The sequence below is a fragment of the Bradyrhizobium ferriligni genome, from assembly GCF_056837965.1.
Genome location: NZ_JBXEJO010000017.1, coordinates 62,789 through 82,980, shown reverse-complemented (window position 1 = coordinate 82,980; position 20,192 = coordinate 62,789). Strand labels below are relative to the sequence as shown.

The window sequence follows — 20,192 nt, the reverse complement described above, 5'->3', positions numbered from 1 at the left end:
CACCGTTTATTATTGCGCGAAGCTGGGGCCACGATCCCTTCCTCGACAAAGCTCTGTGGTCCTGGCCTTCGCCAGGACGGCGAGGAGGCTGCAGACGGCGCCCCTGCGACAGCGGCAGGGCGGCTGCGCGACGGGATGGGGCGTTTGGAGGCCCCAAGCCGTTGACCGCGCAGGCGCTTTTGTGGCCTAGTCCGCCGTCCCCGGATGGGACCCGAAAATCACCCAAAGCCACCCAAAATCCTTGCGATTTCATGACCGCCGAACGCTATAACGCCCGTGAATCCGAACCCCGCTGGCAGCGCCTGTGGGACGAAAAGGCGATCTTCGCCTCCAAGAACGACGATCCGCGGCCGAAATACTACGTGCTCGAGATGTTCCCCTATCCGTCGGGGCGCATCCATATCGGCCATGTCCGCAACTACACGCTCGGCGACGTGCTGGCCCGCTTCATGCGCGCCAGGGGCTACAACGTGCTGCACCCGATGGGCTGGGACGCGTTCGGCCTGCCGGCCGAGAATGCCGCGATCGAGCGCAAGGTAGCGCCGAAGGCCTGGACCTACGACAACATCGCCGCGATGAAGAAGCAGCTGCGGTCGATCGGGCTGTCGCTCGACTGGTCGCGCGAATTCGCGACCTGCGACCCCAGCTACTACAAGCATCAGCAGAAGATGTTCCTGGACATGCTGCGCGCCGGCCTCGCCGAGCGCGAGAAGCGCAAGCTGAACTGGGATCCGGTCGACATGACCGTGCTCGCCAACGAGCAGGTGATCGACGGCCGCGGCTGGCGCTCGGGCGCCGTCGTCGAGCAGCGCGAGATGAGCCAGTGGGTCTTCAAGATCACGAAGTACTCGCAGGAGCTCCTGGAAGCGCTGGATGGTCTCGACCGCTGGCCCGACAAGGTGCGGCTGATGCAGCGCAACTGGATCGGCCGCTCCGAAGGCTTGCTGATCCGCTTCGCACTGGATGCGGCGACCACGCCGGCCGGCGAGAGCGAGCTGAAGATCTTCACCACGCGACCGGACACGCTGTTCGGCGCCAAGTTCATGGCGATCTCGGCGGATCATCCGTTGGCGGTAGCCGCCGCCGCGAAGAATCCGAAGCTCGCGGAGTTCATCGCCGACATCAAGAAGATCGGCACCGCGCAGTCGATCATCGACACCGCCGAGAAGCAGGGCTTCGACACCGGCATCAGGGCGGTGCATCCGTTCGATCCGAACTGGAAGCTGCCGGTCTATGTCGCGAACTTCGTGCTGATGGAATACGGCACCGGCGCGATCTTCGGCTGCCCGGCGCACGACCAGCGCGACCTCGACTTCGTCAACAAGTACAATCTCGGCAACACGCCGGTGGTCTGCCCGGAAGGGCAGGATCCGGCGACATTCCGCATCACCGACACCGCTTATGATGGCGACGGTCGCATGATGAACTCGGACAATAAGTTCATTCACCTGAATGGTCTTACGCCTGAGCAGGCGTTTGAGCTTGTCGCCAAGAAACTGGCTTCGACATTGCTCGGCAACGCTCCCGTCAGTGAGCGGCAGGTGAATTTCCGCCTGCGCGACTGGGGCATTTCGCGCCAGCGCTATTGGGGCTGCCCGATCCCGGTGATCCATTGTCCGACGTGCGACGTGGTGCCGGTGCCCGACGACCAGCTGCCGGTGACGCTGCCGGAGGATGTCAGCTTCGACAAGCCGGGCAACGCGCTCGACCATCATCCGACCTGGAAGCATGTCACTTGCCCCAAGTGCGGCGGCAAGGCCGTGCGCGAGACCGACACGATGGACACCTTCGTGGACTCGTCGTGGTACTTCGCGCGCTTCACCGACCCGTGGAACGAGACCGCGCCGACCACGCCCGCGGTCGCCAACCGGATGATGCCGGTCGACCAGTATATCGGCGGCGTCGAGCACGCGATCCTGCATCTGCTCTACAGCCGCTTCTTCACCCGCGCGATGAAGGCGACCGGCCACATCGACATGAGCGAGCCGTTCGCCGGCATGTTCACCCAGGGCATGGTGGTGCACGAGACCTACCAGAAGGCCGACGGCAGCTGGGTCACGCCGGCCGAGGTGAAGATCGAGGTTGGCGGCAATGGCCGCCGCGCGGTGCTGATGGCGACCGGCGAGGACGTCGCGATCGGCCCGATCGAGAAGATGTCGAAGTCGAAGAAGAACACCGTCGACCCCGACGACATCATCGCGAGCTACGGTGCCGACGTCGCGCGCTGGTTCATGCTGTCGGACTCACCGCCGGACCGCGACGTGATCTGGAGCGACGAACGCGTGCAGGGCGCCTCGCGCTTCGTGCAGCGGCTGTGGCGGCTGGTGAACGAATCGGCCGAGATCGCCAAGACGGCGCCGGCGGCCCGGCCGGCGACGTTCGGGCCCGACGCATTGGCGCTGCGCAAGGCGGCCCATGGCGCGCTGGACAAGGTGTCGTCCGGGATCGAGCGGCTGCATTTCAACGTGTGTCTCGCCCATATCCGCGAGTTCGCCAACGCGCTGTCCGAGGTGCTGGCGAAAGGCGACAAGCCGACGCCGGACCTGGCTCCCGATGTTTCTTGGGCCGTCAAGGAGGCCGCGACTATCCTGGTGCAGCTGTTCTCGCCGATGATGCCGCATTTGGCTGAGGAGTGCTGGGTGGTTCTGGGCCAGACCGGGCTGGTTTCCGAGGCCGATTGGCCACAAATCGAGCGCGATTTGCTGGTCGAAGACAGCGTGACCCTGGTCGTCCAGGTCAACGGTAAAAAACGAGGTGATGTTACCGTGCCACGGGCGGCGCAAAATGCGGATATAGAGGCTGCCGTTTTGGCGCTCGATGCGGTAAAAGCCGCCTTGGGTGGCAAAGCCGTCCGCAAGGTGATCGTGGTGCCCATGAGGATCGTCAATGTTGTCGGCTAGGATCAGGATCGCCGCCCGGCTCGTGGCCGTGGCTGCCTTGGCCGCGCTGACGGCCGGATGCTTCCAGCCGATGTATGCCGAGCGCACCCTCGACGGCCAGTCGTCCGCCCTGCGCGAGAAGCTGATGGGCGTCGAGGTTCCGCCGGTCGACAAGCCGAACGCCTCGCGCGAGGCCCGGGTCGGCGTCGAGGTCCGCAACGCCCTCGCCTTCAAGCTCTACGGCACCGCCACCGGCGCACCGCCGACGCATCGGCTGGTGCTGCGCTTCACCACCAGCCGCTCCTCGTTGATGATCGACCAGGCCACGGCGCTGCCGACCAGCGAGAACTACGGCATCGACGCCCAGTTCAACCTGGTCGAGATCGCGTCGAACAAATCTGTGATGACCGGCACCACGTTCTCGCGCGTGTCCTATGACATGCCCGGCTCCTACCAGCGTTTCGCCCGCGCCCGCGCCTTCCGCGACGCCGAGGACCGCGCCGCGCAGGAGATCGCCGACAACATCCAGACCCGCCTCGCCTCCTTCTTCTCCACCGGAACCTGATCGCCGCATTGGTCGCGCTTCGCGGAAAAGAGATCGACAGCTTCCTCGCCCGGCCTGACGCGGGCCGTCCGATCATCCTGCTGTACGGCCCGGACTTAGGCCTGGTGCGCGAGCGCGCCGATGCGCTGATGGCCTCCGCGGTCGACGATCCCAACGATCCATTCTCGCTGGTGCGGCTCGATGGCGACGAGCTCGCCGCCGAACCGTCGCGGCTGGTCGACGAGGCCATGACGATGCCGCTGTTCGGCGGCCGCCGCGCCATCCGCGTCCGCGCCGGCTCGCGCAACTTCTCAAGCGGCGTCGAGACGCTGACCGAGACGACCGCGCTCAGGGATTGCCGCATCGTGATCGAGGCCGGCGAGCTCAGGCCGGAATCGCCGCTGCGCAAGATCTGCGAGCGCGCCAAGAATGCAGTAGCGATCGGCTGCTATCCCGACACCGAGCGCGACCTGACCAAGCTGATCGAGGACGAGCTGCGCGTATCGAATCTGCGGCTCGCGCAGGATGCGCGCGCGGTGCTGATGTCCCTGCTCGGCGGCGACCGCATGGCCTCGCGCAACGAGCTGCGCAAGCTTGCGCTGTTCGCGCACGGCAAGGGCGAGATCACGCTCGAGGACGTCATGACCGTGGTGTCCGACGCCTCCGAGCTGAAGCTCGACCCGATCGTCGACGGCGCCTTCGCCGGCAACGCCGCGCTGGTCGAGAGCGAGTTCACGAAAGCAATGGTCGCCGGCACCTATCCCGGCGTGATCATCTCGGCCGCGCAGCGCCAGGCGGCATGGCTGCACAAATCGGCGCTGGCGATCGCGGACGGCACGCCGGCGTCAGCCGTGCTCGAGGGCGGATTTCCGCGGCTGCACTTCTCGCGCAAACCCGCGGTCGAAATCGCGCTGCGCAATTTCACGCCGCCGCGGCTGGTGAGCGTGATCGATCAGCTCGCGACCGCGGCGCTCGACATGCGCAAGCAGGCCTCGCTCGCCGCCGTGATCGCGCAGCGCGCGCTGCTCTCGATCGCTGCGAATGCGAAGCGGCGGGGGTAACTTCGGCCGACGCGGCTAGCCGCCCTCGAGCCGCCGCACCACCTCGTCGAGCTGCTCGAGGTTGCGGTAGCTGATCTGAACGGTGCCGCCGGGATCGCGATGACTGACGGTGACGGCAAGGCCGAGCGCATCGCTGACGCGCTTCTCGAGCGCCAGCGTGTCGGCATCCTTGTCGACCTTGGCCGCGCTGCCACTGCGCGCCTTCTGCGGCTTGCGCTCGGGCACGCCCTCCTCATGCGCCAGCGCCTCGGCCTGGCGGACGTTGAGGCCTTCGGCGACGATGCGCTTCGCGGCGGTGAGCGGATCCGGCACGCCGATCAGCGCGCGGGCGTGGCCGGCGGAGAGATCGCCCTTCGAGATCAGCGCCTGCACCTCGGCGGGCAGCTTGGTCAGCCGCATCATGTTGGCGACATGGCTGCGGCTCTTGCCGACGATCTTGGCGATGTCTTCCTGGCTGCGTTTGAACTCGTCGGCGAGCGCGTGATAGCCCTGCGCCTCTTCCATCGCATTGAGGTCTTCGCGCTGGACGTTCTCGATGATCATGATCTCGAGCGCGTCGGAATCAGAGACCTCGACCGGCACGATCGGCACTTCATGCAGGCCAGCGAGCTGCGAGGCGCGCCAGCGGCGCTCGCCGGCGATGATCTCGTAGCGGTCCTGCGCGCCCTTGATCGCGCGCACCACGATCGGCTGGATCACGCCGCGCTGCCGAATTGAATCGGCGAGCTCGCCGAGCTCGGTGTCGGCGAAGCTGCGCCGCGGGTTGCGCGGGTTGGCCTTGAGGAATTCGATCGGCACCTTGCGCTGGTTGCGCGGCCGCTCGACATGCGCGGCCGCCTCGCCGCCGACATCTCCGATCAGGCTTGCCAGCCCGCGCCCCAGTCGCGAACGCGCTTCATCGGCCATTGTTGCGAGCTCCCTTGGATTCACACGCAGTACTCCAGACTTGAATTTCAAAAGAAACGTAGGATGGGTGGAGCGAAGCGAAACCCATCCTACGCAACATCAATGCGTGCGCAGCTCGCGCTCGCGCTGGATCACTTCGGTGGCGAGCTTGAGATACGCATCGCTTCCGGCACATTTGAGGTCGTAGACCAGAACCGGCTTGCCGTAGGACGGCGCTTCCGAGATGCGCACGTTGCGCGGGATCATGGTGTCGTAGACCTTGTCGCCCATGAACTGGCGCACGTCGGCAACCACCTGGTTGGAGAGGTTGTTGCGCGAGTCGAACATGGTCAGCACGATGCCGTGGATCGACAGGCTTGGATTGAGCGTCGAGCGCACCTGCTCCACGGTCTGCAGCAATTGCGACAGACCTTCGAGCGCGAAGAACTCGCATTGCAGCGGCACCAGGATCGCGTCCGACGCCGCCATCGCATTCACCGTGAGCAAATTGAGCGAAGGCGGGCAGTCGATCAGCACATAGGTGTAGTCGGCTTCGGGCGAGACGTTGTTGTTCAGCCCTGCGATCGCATCGCGCAGCCGGAACGCGCGGCCCGGCGTGGTGCCGAGCTCGAGCTCGAGGCCGGAGAGGTCCATGGTGGAAGCCGCGATATGCAGCCGCGGCACCGCGGTCGCGACCACGGCATCGCGCAGCGGCGCCTCGCCGATCAGCACGTCATAGGTCGAGCAGCTGCGGTTGCGGCGATCGATGCCGAGGCCGGTCGAGGCGTTGCCCTGCGGATCGAGATCGACGATCAGGACGCGCTCGCCAATCGCAGCGAGTGCAGTGCCAAGATTGATCGCTGTGGTGGTCTTGCCGACACCGCCCTTCTGGTTGGCGAGCGACAGGATGCGCGGATGGCCAGGCGGCTGGGACGCCTTATCCTCTTGATAAACCTCGTCCATCACAGTCATACCAAAATACCATTTGCTCTCGCGGAGTCCCCTAGCGCCGCTCGATTGACCCGAGTTCGACGATCCAGCCCTGTCCGCCGGTGCGGCTGGCGTGTAGCTTTGGCTCAATAATCCAACATTTAGTGGCCTTGGTCAATTCGGCCTCTACATCTTGACCCTTCAAAAACAGTGCCTTGGCGCCGTTTTTGACCCACGGCTCCGCAAAGCCGATGAGTTGATGTAACGGAGCCAGCGCCCGCGCGGTGACGCAATCGATGGGTCCCGGAATTCTATCCACAGTATCCCCGATATCAGCCAGATGCACCGTCGCCGGCGAGGCCGTCACCCGTATCGCCTCGCGCAAGAATGCCGCCTTCTTGGCGATTCGCTCAACCAAATGAATCGACGCGCCCGGGGTCTCGGCCAGCGCGCATGCCAACACGACACCGGGAAAGCCGCCACCGCTGCCGAGATCGACCCACGACTTCGCCGACGGCGCCAGGCTCAGAAGCTGGAGCGAATCGGAGACGTGGCGGGTCCAGAGGGCAGGCAGCGTCGACGGCGCGACGAGGTTGGTCTTGGCCTGCCACGCCAGGAGGAGGGCGATGTAGCGGTCGAGCCGCGCCTCTGTTTCACGTGAAACAGGTGTCAGCGCGAGCGCCGCAGCCTTATCCTTGGCGGAGACGTTGAGTTCGGCGGATTGCGAAATTGAAGCCATTCTCTGGAATGCCCGTCGGGCTCGTCATTGCGAGCGAAGCGAAGCAATCCATAGTCCCACCTGAGAAGCGATGGATTGCTTCGTCGCTTCCGCTCATCGCAATGACCGGGCCGCCTAACGTTTCACGTGAAACGTCAGGCAGATGCCTTCGCAGCCTTCCGCCGCGCCTCGCGCCGCAGATAGGCCGCCAGAATACCCAGCGCCGCCGGCGTCATGCCGTCGATCCGGCCCGCCTGGCCGACCGTCCGCGGCTGCGCCGTCTGCAATTTGGCGCGCGCCTCGTTCGAAAGACCGGGCACATCAGCATAGTTGATGTCGGTCAGGACCAGACCCTCGTCACGCCGGAAAGCGTCGACATCGGCGGTCTGGCGCTTCAGATAGACATCGTATTTGGCATCGATCTCGAGATGCACTGCAATCGCAGGGTCAATGGCCGACAGCTCCGGCCAGATCGCCTGGACCGCGGGCCACTCGATCTCCGGATAGGCCAGAAGCTCGAAGGCCGACCGGCGATGGCCGTCCCGATTGAGCGCGAGACCGTGTTTGGCGGCTTCATTCGGTGTGATCGCGACCGACTTCGCTAGTTGCTTAGCTGCCTCAAGCGCCGCCATCTTGGTCCGATGGCGCTCGGCCCGCGCCGTTCCAACGCATCCGAGTGCGATGCCCTTGTCGGTCAGGCGCTGGTCGGCATTGTCGGCCCGCAGCGTCAGCCGGTATTCGGCGCGCGAGGTGAACATGCGATACGGCTCGGTGATCCCGCGGGTCACGAGATCGTCGATCATCACGCCGAGATAGCCGTCGGCGCGGTCAAACACGATCGGATCGGCACTGCTGGCAGCGAGAGCGGCGTTAAGCCCGGCGACAACGCCCTGCCCCGCCGCCTCCTCATAGCCCGTGGTGCCATTGATCTGGCCGGCCAGGAAAAGTCCGCGCAGACGCTTGGTCTGCAGGGTCGGATCAAGCTCGCGCGGGTCGACGTGGTCGTATTCGATCGCGTAGCCCGGCCGGACCATCTTCACCCGCTCGAGGCCGGGGATGCTGGCGAGAATCGCGAGCTGGACCTCCTCCGGCAGCGAGGTCGAGATGCCGTTCGGATAGACCGTGGTGTCGTCGAGCCCTTCCGGCTCCAGGAAGATCTGATGGCCGTCGCGGTCGCCGAAGCGAACGATCTTGTCCTCGATCGAGGGACAATAGCGCGGTCCAGAGCTCTTGATCTGGCCGGAATACATCGGCGAGCGATGCACATTGGCCCGGATCACCTCATGGGTTGCCGGCGTAGTCCGGGTGATGCCGCACTTGATCTGCGGGGTCGTAATCCGGTCAGTCATGACCGAAAACGGCTCCGGAGGCTCGTCTCCGGGCTGCATTTCGACCGCGGACCAGTCGATCGTGGTGCCGTCGAGGCGCGGCGGCGTCCCGGTCTTGAGCCGGCCGAGCACAAACCCGGCCCGTTCGAAGGAAGCCGACAGGCCCATGGCCGGCGCCTCGCCGACCCGGCCCGCCGGCCAGTTCTTCTCCCCGAGATGAATCAGACCGCGCAGAAAGGTCCCGGTCGTGATGACAACCGCCCCCGCCGACAGCCGGCGCCCATCGCCCAGGCAAATGCCGGTCACGCGGCCGTCGACGACGACCAATTCATCCGCCTCGCCTTCGATGACGCTGAGGTTCGCGGTCTCGGTGATCGCCGCCTGCATCGCCGCGGCATAAAGCTTGCGGTCGGCCTGGGCCCGGGGGCCACGAACCGCCGGACCCTTCCGGCGATTGAGCATGCGAAACTGGATGCCGCCGGCGTCGGCCACGCGGCCCATCAGACCGTCCAGCGCGTCGACTTCGCGGACCAGATGGCCCTTGCCGAGCCCGCCGATGGCGGGATTGCACGACATCGCGCCAATGGTCGCGAAGCGATGCGTCACCAGGGCGGTCTTTGCGCCCATCCGGGCAGAAGCGCTCGCGGCCTCGCAGCCGGCATGGCCGCCGCCGATGACGATGACGTCAAATGAGTCTGCCCTGGAAATCATGGCGGGACTTCTATCGTGGAGTCATGAAAGCCGGAAGAACGAAGTTCGGATCGCCGCTCTGAGACCGAAGCCCGAGGCAAATATGGACTGCTCCGCGCCGCTCGCAATGACAGACGGAGCTGTTTCACGTGAAACAGTGCGGCTGTCTGACGAGCAATTGTTTCACGTGAAACAGGACGAGGGTTCCTTAACCAGATCGAAACCATGTTTCACGTGAAACAGATGGGCGGGCGCTACTTCCCGACGCAGAATTCGCGGAAGATGACGTCCAGGATGTCTTCAACGTCCACCCGGCCGAGCAGACGACCGAGTGAGTAGGCGGCCCGGCGGAGTTCCTCCGCCGCCAGCTCTTCGCCCTGCCCGACCACGTCGATACTGCGCTGAAGAGATTCGACGGTCTCCTGCAACAATCCGCGCTGCCGCGTCCGGCTGATCAAGCCACCTTCGCTGGTTCCAAAATAGTCCTGAGCGAACCCGACCAGCGCGGCGATGAGCTCTGACAACCCGTCGCCACGAGCAGCCGAGATCCTGAATTCCGGGTAACTGCCGCCCTCACCCGCTGTGGTTCTGACCAGGTCGATCTTGTTCCGCACCAGCCAGGTCGGCGTCGCGCCACCATGCGCCGCCTTAGCATCGCCGCTGTCGGCCAGCCACAGCACCAGGTCCGCCTCCGCGGCGCGGGCGCGGGCGCGGCGCACACCCTCCTGCTCGACCGGGTCGTCGGTCTCGCGAATCCCGGCGGTGTCGATCACCGTCACCGGATAGCCGTCGAGATCAAGCTGCACCTCGATCACATCGCGGGTCGTGCCGGCATGCGGCGAGACGATCGCGACCTCGCGCTTGGCGAGCTGATTGATCAGGGTCGATTTGCCGACATTCGGCGGACCGGCGATCGCGACCACGAGGCCGTCGCGCAGCCGCTCGCCTTGCCCCTGCCCTGCAAGGACTTGCTTGATCTCATCATGCAGCGCCCGGATCCGCTCGAGCGCCGGCGCGATCAGCTCGGCCGGCACATCGCCTTCGTCGGAGAAATCGATGCCGGCCTCGATCAGCGCCGACGCCGCGATGATGCGCTCGCGCCAGTCTCGCGCCCGATCGCCAAGCAACCCCTTCAGCTGGCGCAATGCCTGGCGCCTTTGACGGTCGGTGTCGGCGTGGATCAGATCGTCGAGGCCTTCGGCCTCGGTCAGGTCGAGCTTGCCGTTCTCGAATGCCCGCCGGGTGAACTCGCCCGGCTCGGCCGGCCGCACGTTGTCAAATGCCGCGATCGCATCGAACATCGCCGACAACACCGCGCGTCCACCATGGACATGAAATTCGGCGACGTCTTCGCCGGTCGCGCTGGCCGGGCCTGGAAACCACAGCACCACCGCGTCATCGATCGGTTGATGGTTCGAATCGTGGAGCAGCGCGCGGGTCGCCAGCCGCGGCATCGGCGTCTTGCCCGCCAGTCCTACAATGACCGACTCGGCCATTGGGCCAGACAGCCTGATGATGGCGATCGCACTCGGCGGCCGTCCTGAGGACAATGCGAAGATGGTCTGGTCGCGTGGATGCATCGCCTATTTGTTCCAGCAAATCGGCAAAGGCAATGCCGCTCCGATTTCGCACCCTATACCGCGAAATGCTGCGACGCAGCATAGCTTGGTTTCACTGCAACAGTCGCGCAGCAATTTTGCTGCAGTGTCGCCAGCTAGATCACAAAGCTACGATAGAAATATAAATAAAGTCAGACAGTTATGTGGAAAGCCAGCGCGCAGAGCGGCTCCCTTTATGCTGCACTTCGCTGCAGCAAATCCGCAGCATGAAAAAAGGCGCCCCGTTTGAGCGGAGCGCCCTATTCCTTTCGGCCGCGGCCTCAGGTGTTCATGGAATCGAAGAATTCCGAGTTGCTCTTCGTGTTGCGGAGCTTGTCGAGCAGGAAGTCGATGGCGTCCATGGTGCCCATCGGATTGAGGATGCGGCGCAGGACGTACATCTTCTTGAGCACCTGCGGATCGGTGATCAGCTCCTCCTTGCGGGTGCCGGAACGGGCAATATCGATCGCCGGGAAGGTCCGCTTGTCCGAAACCTTGCGGTCGAGGATCAGTTCGGAGTTACCGGTGCCCTTGAACTCTTCGAAAATGACTTCGTCCATGCGACTGCCGGTATCGACCAGCGCGGTCGCGATGATGGTCAGCGAACCGCCCTCCTCGATGTTGCGCGCGGCACCGAAGAAGCGCTTCGGCCGCTGCAACGCATTGGCGTCGACACCGCCGGTCAGCACCTTGCCGGATGACGGCACGACGGTGTTGTAGGCCCGGCCGAGGCGCGTGATCGAATCGAGCAGGATCACGACATCGCGGCCGTGCTCGACGAGGCGCTTGGCCTTCTCGATCACCATCTCGGCGACCTGGACGTGACGCACCGCAGGCTCGTCGAAGGTCGACGACACCACCTCGCCCTTCACCGAACGCTGCATGTCCGTGACTTCTTCCGGACGCTCGTCGATCAAAAGCACGATCAGATAGCAGTCGGGGTGATTGGCGGTGATGGAGTGCGCGATGTTCTGCATCAGCACCGTCTTGCCGGTGCGCGGCGGCGCCACGATCAGCGCGCGCTGGCCCTTGCCGATCGGCGCGACGATATCGATCACGCGGGCGGAAAGGTCCTTCTTGGTGGAATCCTCAAGCTCCATGCGGAAACGCTGATTAGGAAATAGCGGCGTGAGGTTGTCGAAATTGACTTTGTGCTTGGCCTTCTCGGGATCCTCGAAATTGAGCGTATTGACCTTCAGCAGCGCGAAGTAGCGTTCGCCTTCCTTCGGGCTGCGGATGTGTCCTTCGATGGTGTCGCCGGTGCGCAGGCCGAAGCGGCGGATTTGCGAGGGCGAAACGTAGATGTCGTCGGGGCCGGGCAGGTAGTTCGCGTCAGGCGAACGAAGGAAGCCGAATCCGTCGGACAGCACCTCCACGACGCCCTCGCCGACAATGTCGGTCTCGGCGGCGGCGAGGTTTTTGAGAATTGCGAACATCAGCTCCTGCTTGCGCATGGTGCTGGCATTCTCGACCCCATTCTCTTCCGCAAACGAGACGAGCTCGGCCGGCGTTTTCGATTTGAGGTCCTGGAGTTTGATTTCCCGCATTGGGGTCGTCCTGTGAGGAAGTAAGTAGGGAAGGGGTGCGAGGTGGCTTTGGAAAAAGCGGACGCCAAAGGAAGGTCCGCAGGTCTCAGCCAGGAAAGTGCCGTTTGGGCTTTCAAACCTGATGCGGCGCCGGTCCGAAAAGAACCGGAACGCGACCACATCCGCCTGCGTGGGGTGGGATAAATCCTATATAGAAAATCGATTCGTCCTTCGCAAGAAGGACTGAAGCATGCGTCTTGAGCATCGTGATGTCTAGAACGGCTTCACCACCACCATGATCACGATCAAGATCATCAGGACTGTCGGCACCTCATTGATAATACGATAGAATTTCTGGCTACGCTGATTCCGGTCGGCGGCGAAATCCTTCACGCAGCGGGACAAAAAGCCGTGGATACCCGACATGGCGAGCACCAGCGCAAATTTGACGTGAAACCAACCGGATAGGTACCAGTGTCCGGCCCAGACCAGGAAAAGCCCGGCCAGCCAAGTCACGATCATCGCGGGGTTGATGATCCCCTTCAAAAGCCGCCGCTCCATGACCTTGAAGGTCTCGGACTGCCTGGAGCCGACCTCGGCCTCGCAATGATAGACGAACAGCCGCGGCAGATAGAGCATGCCGGCCATCCACGAGATCACGGCGACGATGTGCAGGGCCTTGACCCAGGCATAGATCGGCAGGGCGTTGATCCAGTCGAACATCGCAGTGATGCCTTTCGGGGGGAACAGTTCGGGAGGGCTCAGCGTTGCGCGCAAGGCTTCGCCAGCGAGGGACGGATACATATCCGCACACACGGCTCTCCAAAACCTAATTAATTTTAGAATCTAAGGTTTGAGTCTTAATGGCAGTGAATTTGACTCATGCAATCCGGTCCAGCGGTTCTTGAGGCCTTGTTCACATCCCTCAACATTCCGCTCGACGGCAGCGGATATCCGGAATCTCTCGCAGGACTCAATTGGTTGCGCGCGTCTGTGGCCAGCTTATGAAGAGACAAATCCACACGGGTTCACTATCATCCTGCCTGTGACGTCGACTTATCCTATTGCGGGGTGCTGTGAAGAAAGGGACGAGATATACAGAGCCCGGGCGGCGGACCCGGATTCTTCTCCTCGACCTCCACAGGGATTCACAGGTTAGACAGGGGCTCTGGTGCCGACGACTTCCAATTATTTCCACCTGCATCTGGTGTCGGACTCGACCGGCGAGACGCTGATTACCGTGGCGCGCGCGGTCGCCGCGCAATACGCCAATGTGACCGCGGTCGAGCATGTCTATCCCCTGGTGCGCAGCCAGAAGCAGCTCGATCGCGTGCTCGACGAGATCGAGGAATCGCCCGGCATCGTCCTGTTCACGCTGCTGGAAAAGGATCTGGTCGGCCGGCTCGAGGGCAAGTGCAAGGAGATCAACGTTCCGAGCCTGTCGATCATCGGGCCTGTGATGCAGTTGTTCGAGGCGTATCTGGGTGCCGCGACGACCGGGCGCGTCGGCGCGCAGCACGTGCTGAACGCGGAATATTTCCGCCGCATCGATGCGCTGAACTACACGATGATGCATGACGATGGTCAGCATGTCGAAGGCCTCGAGGAGGCCGATGTCGTGCTGGTCGGGGTATCCCGCACCTCGAAGACACCGACCTCGATCTATCTCGCCAACCGCGGCATCAGAACGGCAAACGTGCCGCTGGTGCCGGGCATCCCGCTGCCGCACCAGCTCGAGACCTTGAAGAAGCCGCTGGTGGTCAGCCTGCATGCGACGCCCGAGCGCCTGATCCAGGTTCGGCAGAACCGCCTGCTCACCATGGGCGACCGCGACAACGACACCTACATCGACAAGCAGTCGGTCGCCGACGAGGTCGCCTTTGCCCGGCGCCTCAGCGCGAAATTCAACTGGGCGCTGCTCGACGTCACGCGGCGTTCGATCGAGGAGACGGCGGCTGCGGTGATGAAGCTCTTCAACGACCGCCAGCGCGCGCGGCCGTCGGAATGATTCTCACGTCATGAGCATCTGGCGCGGCCCACAGAAGCTGATCCTCGCGTCGCAGAGCCGCGCGCGAAAGATGTTGCTTGAAAATGCCGGCCTCGATTTCGAGGCGCTGCCGGCCGACATCGACGAACGCGCGGTGCAGAAGAATTCCGGTTTTTCTGCGCCGGGCGAGATCGCGTTGCTCCTCGCGCGCGAGAAGGCGTTGTTCGTGTCCAGGCAGCGGCCCGGTCAATATGTCGTCGGCGCCGACCAGACGCTGGCGCTGGGGCAACGGATGTTCAGCAAGCCCGCCGGCCGCACGCAGGCCGCCGAGCAACTCGCCCTGCTCGCCGGACAGACCCATGAGCTGCATTCCGCCGTCTCGGTCGCACGCGATGGAAAGGTCCTGTTCGGCGATGTGAGCGTGGCCCGCATGACGATGCGGCGGCTCGCTGCCGGCGAGATCGAGAGCTATCTCGACCATGCCGGGGAGGCGGTGACGACCAGCGTCGGTGCCTACCAGCTCGAGGGCCTCGGCGTGCATCTGTTCGAGCGGATCGAAGGTGACCATTTCACCATCCTCGGCCTGCCGCTATTGTCGTTGCTGGCGTTCCTGCGCGGCGAGAAGCTGCTCGCGGTGTAAGGCGCGGAGGCGCGGCGACGAGAGAGATGCTGAACCGATGTTGATGCGATGCTGATTCTTGGATTGACCGGCTCGATCGGGATGGGGAAATCCACCACGGCCAAATTGTTCATAGAGGCCGGCGTGCCGGTGTACGACGCCGATGCGGCCGTGCATCAGCTCTACGAAGGCGAAGCCGCGCCGGCGATCGAGGCCGCCTTTCCCGGCACCACCGCCGGCGGCAAGGTCGATCGCGCGAAACTGTCGGCGCGCGTGGTGCACGATCCTGCTGCGATGAAGCAGCTCGAGCAGATCGTGCATCCGATGCTCGGCGCGTCGCGCCAGAAATTCTTCGCCGATGCGGAAGCCGCAGGTAGCCCGATCGTCGTTGTCGACGTGCCGCTATTGTTCGAGACCGGCGGCGAGAAGCGTGTCGATGCCGTCGTTGTCGTCACCACCTCGCCGGAACTGCAACGCGAGCGGGTGCTCGCCCGCGGCACGATGGATGCGGCCAAGCTCGACGCCATCATCGCCAAGCAGATGCCGGACGCCGAGAAGCGCAAGCGCGCGGATTTCATAGTGGATACCTCGCATGGACTCGATCCGGTGCGGGCGCGTATCCGGGACATTCTGGCCGAGGTCGTTAAGATGCCGAAGCGGCGCGCCTGATTCGCCCGCCTTTTCGGATTCATTCACGTCATGCGCGAAATCGTTCTCGATACCGAAACCACTGGCCTCGATCCGCTGCGCGGCGACCGGCTGGTGGAAATCGGCTGCGTCGAGATCTTCAACCGAATGCCGACCGGACAGACCTACCACGTCTATATCAATCCCGAGCGCGACATGCCGGCCGAAGCGTTCGCCGTGCATGGGCTGTCGACCGAGTTCCTGGCCTCCAAGCCGCTGTTCAACGAGGTGGTCGACGAGTTCCTGGCCTTCATCGGCGATACGCCGCTGGTGATCCACAACGCGTCGTTCGACATCAGCTTCATCAACGCCGAGCTCGACCGCATCAAGCGGAAGGCGATCCCGAAGGACCAGCTGGTCGATACGCTATTGCTGGCACGGCGCAAGCATCCCGGCGTGTCGAACCGGCTCGACGATCTCTGCTCGCGCTATCAGATCGACAATTCCCGCCGCACCAAGCACGGCGCCTTGCTCGACGCCGAGCTGCTGGCCGAGGTCTATATCGACCTGATCGGAGCGCGGCAGTCGCAGCTGATCCTGGCGTCGGAAACGTCGGATGCGCGCGCGGGCGGCCATAGTGGTGATACGCCGCGGCGGCAGCGCGAGACCCCGCTAGTCGCGCGGGTCAGTGACGCCGATCGAGAGGCCCACCGGGCCTTCATCGCCACGCTCGGCGAGAAGCCGATCTGGAACGATTACCTGCCGCCGCCAGCGCCTGCTGCAGCACCGGCGGCTTGATTCAAGACAGGTCGGGGCGCAGTTCCGTCATCCCCGCGCAAAGGCTTCGCCTTTGTCGCTGCAGGTGCGAGCTCTTGCGAGCCTCGAAGGATGCACGGCCCGGCTGGCGGCCGTCGATCCTTCGAGACGCCCGCAAGCGCGGGCTCCTCACGATGACGGATCACACTTCCGCGCGTGTTACATTTTCTCGAGTTTAGAACTCAGCTCGGCTTGACGCCGGGAGCAGCTTGCGCGGCCGCCTGCCGCTCCATGTTCTGGCGGTAGAGACCGAGGAAATCGACGGGGTCGAGCAACAAAGGCGGGAAGCCGCCGTCGCGGACCGCGGTCGCGACGATCTCGCGCGCGAACGGGAACAGCAGCCGCGGGCACTCGATCATGACCAGCGGGTGCAGGTTCTCCTTCGGCACATTCACGATCCGGAAGACGCCGGCATAGGCGAGGTCGAAGCTGAACATCACCTTGCCTGCGGTCTCGGCCTTGCCCTCGATCGAGAGGATCACCTCGTACTCGTTCTCCGACAGGTTGTTGGCGGAGACGTTGATCTGGATGTTGATCGCCGGCTGCTGTTGCTGCTGGCCGAGCGAGGCCGGCGCATTCGGATTTTCGAACGACAGGTCCTTGGTGTACTGCGCCAATACGTTGAGCTGGGGAGCGGGTTGTTCGACGGGGGCGCCGTTGCCATTGGTCATGAAAATGTCTCCTGGAGCAGCGCTCGATGGACAGAATGTCCGACGGCACGCGTTAAGGTGTTGAGAATGCCGATGCCGGGCGAGTGGCTATCATAGGCCCGGCTCGGTCCACAAGGACGACGAACGGGCGCGTTCCGGCGGGCTCGCGGCAAGTTCTCCCGGCAAAGGGCGGCGCGCGTGAGTCGGCCCAAACTCTTAACAGCTTCCTAAATTATTGAAGATACGCGATTTCCTGAAAGGAACGGTTTCCCCCGGGGGTCAAAACGCGCTACACTTACCCGTGCCAAAAAGCGCCATTGGCCGGGCATAGTTTCGTGCCTACATCTGCGGACTCTATCGGTGATGTAATCTCTGCTGTTCCCGACCGGGAACGCTTTGACGGCCGGCCCGTTGCCGGCAGAGACCAGAAAGCGAATTCGACGTGGATATCTACACCATCATCTTCCTGGCGCTGGCCGTGTTTATCTTCCTGCGCCTGCGCAGCGTTCTCGGACAGCGCACGGGAAGCGAGCGGCCGCCTTATGATCGCGCCGCGCCCAACGTCGTGCAGCGCGGTCAGGATAACAACGTCGTTCCGATCCCGGGATCGGTTATCGACCAGCCGGCCTCGGCTGCGCCCGCCGAGCCGGTCGAGCCCACGGAACGCTGGAAGGGCATCGCCGAGCCTGGCACGCCACTCGCGCAGGGTCTCGACGCGGTGGCCGCCCAGGATTCCTCGTTCGATCCGCGGCATTTCCTCTCAGGCGCCCGCTCGGCCTATGAAATGATCGTGCTGGCGTTTGCCAATGGCGATCGCCGCGCGCTGCGCGACCTGCTGTCGACCGAGGTCTATGAAAGCTTCGAGGCCGCGATCAAGGACCGCGAGAAGCACGAGCAGAAGACCGAGACGCGGTTCGTCTCGATCGACAAGGCCGAGATCGTCAGCGCGGAGGCGCGCGACCGCTCGACCCAGCTCACCGTCCGCTTCGTGTCGCAGATGATCTCGGTCACGCGCGACAAGGCCGGGACCATCGTCGACGGCAGCCCGGACAAGGTCGCCGACATCACCGATATCTGGACATTCGCCCGCGACTCGACTTCCCGCGATCCGAATTGGAAGCTGGTTGGCACTGGAAGCGCTCACTAAGCATCTCAGCTACGGGCGGCTCGCGGTCGCGTGCTGCGCGCTCGCGGTGCTGTGCTCCACCGCAGCGATCGCCGCGCGCTACAGATCAAGCCGGCACCCTCCGCCGCGGCACGAGCATAGCCACCCGATCCCCTATCCCAATCTGGAAATGCCGCTGCAGGTCAGCGGCAGCCAGTACGAGCCGCTCGCGTGGAGCAACGTCGCCGGCTGGCGCGACGACGATCATCTCGCGGCCTACAAGGCGTTTCGTACCAGCTGCAAGCCGATCGCGGCCCAGCAGGGGGCGCCCGCGGATTCGAAAGCGCTCGGGAGCTCGCTGCGCGATCCCTGCCGGATCGCCAAGGGGCTCGCGCTGAGCGACGGCGTTAGGGCGAAGGACTTCTTCGAGCAGAATTTCGTGCCGCTGCGCATCTCGCGGCTCGGCGAGGACGCCGGCTTCGTCACCGGTTACTACGAGCCGGTGCTCGATGGATCGCGGACCCAGACCGACGTTTATAACGTGCCGGTCTATCGCCGCCCGTCCAACCTGTTCGTGCGCGGCAAGACGCAGAATTCGGTCGGCCTGCCCAATGGCGGCGCGGTGTATCGCAAGATCGGCCGGCGCAAGCTCGTGCCCTATTACGACCGCGGCCAGATCGAGGACGGCGCGATCGCCGGCCGCGGGCTCGAGATCTGCTGGCTGAAGAGCCAGACCGATCTCCTGTTCGCGCAGATCCAGGGCTCGGCGCGGATCAAGCTCGAGGACGGCGCCACGCTGCGCATCAATTACGATGCGCATAATGGTTATCCCTATACGCCGGTCGGACGCGTCCTGATCGACCGCGGCATCATCCCGAAGGATCAGATGTCGATGCAGAAGATCAGGGAGTGGATGGAGCAGAACCCCGACGGCGCGAACGACCTGCGGCGGCAGAACCGCTCCTACGTCTTCTTCCGCGAGGTCCCGCTGTCCGACAAGGACGAGGCCGTCGGCGCGCAGGGCGTGCCGCTGACGCCGGGCCGCTCGATCGCGGTCGACAAGGCGCTGCATGTCTACGGCACGCCGTTCTTCATCGCCGGCGAGCTGCCGATCGAATCCGAACAGTCGAAGACGCCGTTCCACCGGCTGATGATCGCGCAGGACACCGGCTCGGCGATCGTCGGCCCGGCGCGCGCCGATCTTTATTTCGGCGCTGGTGCGGAAGCCGGGAAGGTGTCGGGCCGGCTGCGGCACAACATGCAGTTCGTCATGCTGGTGCCGAGGGGTCTCGATCCCGTCGCGCGCGGCCACAGGCTGCCGGTTCCGGATGAGCGGCCCTCGGCCAAGATCGCAAAGCTGTTTCCGCAGACCGAGCCGCCGAAGGACAAGCCGGCGGCGAAGGCTGCGGATGTGCCGACCGCCGGCATCGCCAGAAGCGCGGCGAAAGATACGGCCACCAGCGCCGCCAAGAACCCGGCCGCGAAGGATGTCGCGCCCGCAGCGCCGGCAGCAACGACCCCTGTCGCGCAGGCCGCGCCTGTGGCAGAACCGGTGCCGTTGCCGGTCGCCCGGCCCGATATTCCGCAACCGGAGAAGCGGCGCTTCCGGCGCTATCGCCATCACCGCGATCAATGAAACGACCCGCGCCGATCCCCGATCTGTCCGCTCCGTCGCGGCGCAAGCGCGCGCTGAGCGAAGAGGAGCGTGCGCTCTGGGAGAGCGTGGCAAAGCAGGTCAAGCCGCTGCGCAAGCGGCCGGTCGCCGCGAAGGCCCACGCCGTCGCCTTTGATCCGGCCGTCCATCACGGCGCGGCCAAATCCATCCCGGTCAAGCCGGCGACAACGGTCAAGGCTGCACCGGCGCAACGTCCGCACGTGCCGCCGCTGGCGCCGATCGGCCGCCGCGAACGTGCAAAGCTCTCGCGCGGCCGGCAGGAGATCGATGCGCGGCTCGATCTGCACGGCATGACGCAGATGCGCGCGCATCGCGTGCTGTTCACCTTTCTGCAGCGCGCGCACAGCGACGGGCTCACTTTCGTGCTCGTCATCACCGGCAAGGGCAAGGTCGGCGGGCTCGATTCCGAACGCGGCGTGCTGCGCCGCCAGGTTCCGGAATGGCTCAGCCTGCCGGAATTCCGCTCGCTGGTCGTTGGCTTCGAGGAAGCGCATATCGGCCATGGCGGCGAGGGCGCGCTCTACGTGCGTGTCCGGCGCGCGCGCTGAGCATGA

Annotated in this window: 19 protein-coding genes; 11 read left to right on the top strand and 8 right to left on the bottom strand. The window is 64.4% G+C overall.

Annotated features, from left to right (window positions below; translation table 11 throughout):
• The first annotated feature begins 251 nt into the window (after positions 1-251).
• From leuS to holA, 3 genes are read left to right on the top strand one after another with little or no spacing between them, the layout of a single operon-like run.
• Positions 252-2,900: a leucine--tRNA ligase gene (gene leuS / locus AC1VNY_RS12590; RefSeq protein ID WP_482405374.1), complete on the top strand. Its 2,649-nt coding sequence runs from the start codon at positions 252-254 to the stop codon at positions 2,898-2,900.
• Entirely contained in the window at positions 2,887-3,444 is a 558-nt protein-coding gene (gene lptE, locus AC1VNY_RS12585) for an LPS assembly lipoprotein LptE (protein WP_028342005.1), read from the top strand. The genes leuS and lptE overlap by 14 nt, the downstream gene beginning before the upstream one ends.
• Before the next feature lie 8 nt (positions 3,445-3,452).
• Positions 3,453-4,484 carry a DNA polymerase III subunit delta gene (gene holA, locus AC1VNY_RS12580; protein WP_482405373.1) on the top strand — a complete coding sequence of 344 codons (1,032 nt, stop codon included), beginning with the start codon at positions 3,453-3,455 and terminating at the stop codon, positions 4,482-4,484.
• Positions 4,485-4,499: 15 nt separating this feature from the next.
• Here the strand turns inward: holA and AC1VNY_RS12575 are convergent, their stop codons facing one another.
• The 5 genes from AC1VNY_RS12575 to mnmE all read right to left on the bottom strand — a co-directional run bounded on the left by AC1VNY_RS12575 (position 4,500) and on the right by mnmE (position 10,615).
• A complete protein-coding gene (locus AC1VNY_RS12575; RefSeq protein ID WP_304497983.1) occupies positions 4,500-5,390 on the bottom strand; it encodes a ParB/RepB/Spo0J family partition protein in 891 nt (296 codons plus the stop codon).
• 99 nt (positions 5,391-5,489) lie between these two features.
• Positions 5,490-6,341, bottom strand: a complete 852-nt coding sequence (locus AC1VNY_RS12570) for a ParA family protein (RefSeq protein WP_028342002.1) — start codon at positions 6,339-6,341, stop codon at positions 5,490-5,492.
• A 31-nt stretch (positions 6,342-6,372) separates the two neighbouring features.
• Positions 6,373-7,038 carry a 16S rRNA (guanine(527)-N(7))-methyltransferase RsmG gene (gene rsmG / locus AC1VNY_RS12565; RefSeq protein ID WP_482405372.1) on the bottom strand — a complete coding sequence of 222 codons (666 nt, stop codon included), beginning with the start codon at positions 7,036-7,038 and terminating at the stop codon, positions 6,373-6,375.
• A 134-nt stretch (positions 7,039-7,172) separates the two neighbouring features.
• On the bottom strand, positions 7,173-9,056 hold the full coding sequence (gene mnmG, locus AC1VNY_RS12560; RefSeq protein ID WP_482405371.1) for a tRNA uridine-5-carboxymethylaminomethyl(34) synthesis enzyme MnmG: 1,884 nt from the start codon (positions 9,054-9,056) through the stop codon (positions 7,173-7,175).
• 233 nt (positions 9,057-9,289) lie between these two features.
• Positions 9,290-10,615 (bottom strand): tRNA uridine-5-carboxymethylaminomethyl(34) synthesis GTPase MnmE, encoded by a 1,326-nt coding sequence (gene mnmE, locus AC1VNY_RS12555; RefSeq protein ID WP_482405370.1) that lies wholly within the window; start codon positions 10,613-10,615, stop codon positions 9,290-9,292.
• On the opposite strand from mnmE, the gene AC1VNY_RS12550 reads away from it, so the two are divergent.
• Positions 10,515-10,883 carry a hypothetical protein gene (locus AC1VNY_RS12550; RefSeq protein ID WP_482405409.1) on the top strand — a complete coding sequence of 123 codons (369 nt, stop codon included), beginning with the start codon at positions 10,515-10,517 and terminating at the stop codon, positions 10,881-10,883. The genes mnmE and AC1VNY_RS12550 overlap by 101 nt on opposite strands.
• A 31-nt stretch (positions 10,884-10,914) precedes the next feature.
• On the opposite strand, the gene rho is transcribed toward AC1VNY_RS12550, so the two are convergent.
• Both rho and hemJ read right to left on the bottom strand, forming a co-directional pair.
• A complete protein-coding gene (gene rho / locus AC1VNY_RS12545; RefSeq protein ID WP_028341998.1) occupies positions 10,915-12,180 on the bottom strand; it encodes a transcription termination factor Rho in 1,266 nt (421 codons plus the stop codon).
• Positions 12,181-12,432: 252 nt separating this feature from the next.
• Complete coding sequence (gene hemJ / locus AC1VNY_RS12540; protein ID WP_038382762.1) at positions 12,433-12,855, bottom strand: protoporphyrinogen oxidase HemJ; 423 nt, start codon at positions 12,853-12,855, stop codon at positions 12,433-12,435.
• A gap of 475 nt (positions 12,856-13,330) precedes the next feature.
• Between hemJ and AC1VNY_RS12535 the strand changes: the two genes are divergently transcribed.
• Genes AC1VNY_RS12535 through dnaQ form a run of 4 tightly spaced genes read left to right on the top strand, consistent with a single transcriptional unit; the run spans position 13,331 to position 16,190 of the window.
• Complete coding sequence (locus tag AC1VNY_RS12535; RefSeq protein WP_016841463.1) at positions 13,331-14,167, top strand: pyruvate, water dikinase regulatory protein; 837 nt, start codon at positions 13,331-13,333, stop codon at positions 14,165-14,167.
• Positions 14,168-14,177: 10 nt separating this feature from the next.
• Positions 14,178-14,786, top strand: a complete 609-nt coding sequence (locus AC1VNY_RS12530) for a Maf family protein (RefSeq protein ID WP_482405369.1) — start codon at positions 14,178-14,180, stop codon at positions 14,784-14,786.
• 48 nt (positions 14,787-14,834) lie between these two features.
• Positions 14,835-15,434: a dephospho-CoA kinase gene (gene coaE / locus AC1VNY_RS12525; protein ID WP_482405368.1), complete on the top strand. Its 600-nt coding sequence runs from the start codon at positions 14,835-14,837 to the stop codon at positions 15,432-15,434.
• A gap of 30 nt (positions 15,435-15,464) precedes the next feature.
• Positions 15,465-16,190 carry a DNA polymerase III subunit epsilon gene (gene dnaQ / locus AC1VNY_RS12520; protein ID WP_482405367.1) on the top strand — a complete coding sequence of 242 codons (726 nt, stop codon included), beginning with the start codon at positions 15,465-15,467 and terminating at the stop codon, positions 16,188-16,190.
• A gap of 200 nt (positions 16,191-16,390) precedes the next feature.
• Here the strand turns inward: dnaQ and secB are convergent, their stop codons facing one another.
• On the bottom strand, positions 16,391-16,879 hold the full coding sequence (secB, locus tag AC1VNY_RS12515; protein ID WP_069279084.1) for a protein-export chaperone SecB: 489 nt from the start codon (positions 16,877-16,879) through the stop codon (positions 16,391-16,393).
• Positions 16,880-17,300: 421 nt separating this feature from the next.
• On the opposite strand from secB, the gene AC1VNY_RS12510 reads away from it, so the two are divergent.
• The 3 genes from AC1VNY_RS12510 (at position 17,301) to AC1VNY_RS12500 (ending at position 20,186) form a co-directional block, all read left to right on the top strand.
• Positions 17,301-18,005: a Tim44/TimA family putative adaptor protein gene (locus AC1VNY_RS12510; RefSeq protein ID WP_038382753.1), complete on the top strand. Its 705-nt coding sequence runs from the start codon at positions 17,301-17,303 to the stop codon at positions 18,003-18,005.
• 148 nt (positions 18,006-18,153) lie between these two features.
• On the top strand, positions 18,154-19,599 hold the full coding sequence (mltA, locus tag AC1VNY_RS12505; protein WP_482405407.1) for a murein transglycosylase A: 1,446 nt from the start codon (positions 18,154-18,156) through the stop codon (positions 19,597-19,599).
• Positions 19,596-20,186 carry a Smr/MutS family protein gene (locus AC1VNY_RS12500; protein ID WP_482405366.1) on the top strand — a complete coding sequence of 197 codons (591 nt, stop codon included), beginning with the start codon at positions 19,596-19,598 and terminating at the stop codon, positions 20,184-20,186. Before mltA ends, AC1VNY_RS12500 begins: the two co-directional genes overlap by 4 nt.
• The last annotated feature ends 6 nt before the right edge of the window (positions 20,187-20,192 follow it).

Excerpts from the sequence above, each read along its gene's own strand:
- leuS (WP_482405374.1), top strand. The coding sequence starts at position 252 with ATGACCGCCGAACGCTATAACGCCCGTGAATCCGAACCCCGCTGGCAG.
- lptE (WP_028342005.1), top strand. The coding sequence starts at position 2,887 with ATGTTGTCGGCTAGGATCAGGATCGCCGCCCGGCTCGTGGCCGTGGCT.
- AC1VNY_RS12575 (WP_304497983.1), bottom strand. The coding sequence starts at position 5,390 with ATGGCCGATGAAGCGCGTTCGCGACTGGGGCGCGGGCTGGCAAGCCTG.
- AC1VNY_RS12570 (WP_028342002.1), bottom strand. The coding sequence starts at position 6,341 with ATGACTGTGATGGACGAGGTTTATCAAGAGGATAAGGCGTCCCAGCCG.
- rsmG (WP_482405372.1), bottom strand. The coding sequence starts at position 7,038 with ATGGCTTCAATTTCGCAATCCGCCGAACTCAACGTCTCCGCCAAGGAT.
- mnmG (WP_482405371.1), bottom strand. The coding sequence starts at position 9,056 with ATGATTTCCAGGGCAGACTCATTTGACGTCATCGTCATCGGCGGCGGC.
- AC1VNY_RS12550 (WP_482405409.1), top strand. The coding sequence starts at position 10,515 with ATGACCGACTCGGCCATTGGGCCAGACAGCCTGATGATGGCGATCGCA.
- mnmE (WP_482405370.1), bottom strand. The coding sequence starts at position 10,615 with ATGCATCCACGCGACCAGACCATCTTCGCATTGTCCTCAGGACGGCCG.
- rho (WP_028341998.1), bottom strand. The coding sequence starts at position 12,180 with ATGCGGGAAATCAAACTCCAGGACCTCAAATCGAAAACGCCGGCCGAG.
- AC1VNY_RS12530 (WP_482405369.1), top strand. The coding sequence starts at position 14,178 with ATGAGCATCTGGCGCGGCCCACAGAAGCTGATCCTCGCGTCGCAGAGC.
- coaE (WP_482405368.1), top strand. The coding sequence starts at position 14,835 with ATGCTGATTCTTGGATTGACCGGCTCGATCGGGATGGGGAAATCCACC.
- dnaQ (WP_482405367.1), top strand. The coding sequence starts at position 15,465 with ATGCGCGAAATCGTTCTCGATACCGAAACCACTGGCCTCGATCCGCTG.
- secB (WP_069279084.1), bottom strand. The coding sequence starts at position 16,879 with ATGACCAATGGCAACGGCGCCCCCGTCGAACAACCCGCTCCCCAGCTC.
- mltA (WP_482405407.1), top strand. The coding sequence starts at position 18,154 with ATGCCGCTGCAGGTCAGCGGCAGCCAGTACGAGCCGCTCGCGTGGAGC.
- AC1VNY_RS12500 (WP_482405366.1), top strand. The coding sequence starts at position 19,596 with ATGAAACGACCCGCGCCGATCCCCGATCTGTCCGCTCCGTCGCGGCGC.